The organism is Fructobacillus tropaeoli, from assembly GCF_001047135.2.
GTDB lineage: Bacteria > Bacillota > Bacilli > Lactobacillales > Lactobacillaceae > Fructobacillus > Fructobacillus tropaeoli.
This window is the reverse complement of sequence record NZ_DF968117.1, coordinates 1-1,480: the sequence shown is the minus strand read 5'-3', so window position 1 is coordinate 1,480 and position 1,480 is coordinate 1. Positions and strand designations below refer to the sequence as shown.

At 34.4% G+C, this 1,480-nt stretch carries 2 protein-coding genes; one reads left to right on the top strand and one right to left on the bottom strand.

What is annotated here, in order from left to right; genetic code table 11:
- The first annotated feature begins 282 nt into the window (after positions 1 to 282).
- Complete coding sequence (locus tag AOQ32_RS08130; protein ID WP_059394381.1) at positions 283 to 750, top strand: hypothetical protein; 468 nt, start codon at positions 283 to 285, stop codon at positions 748 to 750.
- Between the two features lie 18 nt (positions 751 to 768).
- Here the strand turns inward: AOQ32_RS08130 and AOQ32_RS08125 are convergent, their stop codons facing one another.
- The gene (locus tag AOQ32_RS08125) at positions 769 to 1,269 is read right to left on the bottom strand and encodes an NUDIX hydrolase (protein WP_059394380.1); all 501 of its coding nucleotides are present in this window, start codon (positions 1,267 to 1,269) and stop codon (positions 769 to 771) included.
- Positions 1,270 to 1,480: the final 211 nt, after the last annotated feature.

The following is a 1,480-nucleotide window of genomic DNA, read 5'->3' as shown; positions in this document are numbered from 1 at the left end:
CTAGCTGGTTGCTATGCGATCTCCCTGTTTTTAAGGTTGATTATTTATTTCTCTGTCGGTAAGATAGACTTATAGAAATAAAAGCATGGCAACTGGGTTCAGCAGTTACTGTGCTGGCCATCACCTTCCCGGCAAGGAAGGTGATGGCCTTTTTCGTATTCAAATGTATTAGCTTTCGCTGATAGGCTAATCATATCACAGTTTTCTATTCTGCCAAGAGAAAAATTTAAATCGATTCAAAAGTGTCTCCTAATTTTGTCTCCTTATGAGATAATGAGACACATGAAAAAAGACACTTTTAAATTGACAACAACCGAGCTTGCAAATGAAGTTGGAATATCTAGGTCTTACCTTTATAAAAAGGCTAAAAAGATAGGGTTAGAGCTAAACGGTCGATATACAAAAGAAGACCTAAAATCCTTAAAAACCGGAACTGGTTCACGCAAAAAAAGTGTCTCCAAAAGTGTCTCCTCAAATGAAAAGAGACACACTAAGGAGACACTCAAAGGAGACACTTTTTCGATAACAGAAAAAGACCTTAGAAACCAAATATCAGATTTACAAAAACAAATAGCAACACAAAACGAACAACTAAAAATCAAAGATGAACAAATAAAAATGGCCAATCAACTTGCCGACCAATCTCAAAAATTACAAGCTTCCCTTCAAAGCAAAATAGTTAAAAAACAAAAATTATTAACTACTCATAAAAAAAATTTTTGGTCCAGAATGTTTGGTAAACAAAAATAAGTTCGTGAAAGGTCTAAACTAAAAAGATTCACTGTTCAACACGTTCCATCTCAACAACACTGTATCAGATTCATCAAACCGTTTATTGTTTTGCAAATAGTCTTTAGCCTTCAAAACTAAGGGGGATGAATTTGTTTCATTTAGTTTTTCTAGTGGCATAAAAATAGATCCTAATGAATCTTGTCCCGGAAATTGTAGCGGAATCTTTTCGATGTTGCCCGAATATTTTTGAATATCATAAAATACTGCAATATGCTGATTAAAGTGAAATTTGAGATAGTCCCAAGGATATTTAAAACTAGTAATACCTATTTGGCGAGACTGTAAAACAACCAAGCCTGTTTCTTCGTTTATTTCTCTTTTAATCGCAGCACTTAATTCCTCACCGTCTTCCAAACTCCCTCCGGGTAAATCAAGTCTATTAACGTACGGTCCTCTATTTTTTTTTATAACCACCAAACCCTTATTTTTAGAGTAAATAATACCGTATAGTCCTAATGCACGATGATACTTTCTCATTTTATTCATCTCTTTCTATAGTTGGCATACCACTTTCGTCAAGGTAGATTATGTTTGTCTACAATTTTACAACATGGATGCTGTTTTCAAGTTCATGATTTGGTATACCCTCTTTCTGTATATCGTAGATAAAAACAAAAAAATCCTAGTTAACATAATGTGCCTTAACCCAAGTAAAAAAAGCAGCTCCCAGCAATTGGGGCCTGCTTTT